Raw genomic sequence first — 417 nt, forward strand, 5'->3', positions numbered from 1 at the left:
CCCCATGACCCATACGACTCCCCCTTCCGCCACCGGGCCAGCCCTGCCTCCGCGCCGCCTTTTTATTACCGGCACCGACACCGATGTGGGTAAAACGCTGGTATCTGCCGCCTTGCTGGCTGCCGCGACCAGAGCCGGTTATCGCACTTTTGGGCTGAAACCCGTTGCCGCGGGATGCACATGGATGGCCAGCCCGGACCAACCGCAGCAACCACAATGGTGTAATGACGATGCGCTGCTGTTACAGCGTTTCAGTAGCGTCGAGCAGCCCTATACCAGTCATAACCCGGTTGCCTTCCAGGCTGCCATAGCCCCTCATATTGCTGCCCGCCAGGAACAGCGGCCACTACATCTGGATCAGCTGACCCAGGCCTGTATAAACTCTCTCGACAGTGCCGGAGCCAATTTTGAATTGAT

The 417-nt window shown here is 59.2% G+C and carries 1 protein-coding gene; it reads left to right on the forward strand.

Features of this window, described 5'->3' with window-relative positions; genetic code table 11:
- A partial coding sequence (gene bioD / locus Q4563_RS16465; protein ID WP_303605251.1) for an ATP-dependent dethiobiotin synthetase BioD occupies nt 1-417 on the forward strand: 417 nt, incomplete at both ends.

The sequence above is a fragment of the Gilvimarinus sp. 1_MG-2023 genome (assembly GCF_030548285.1).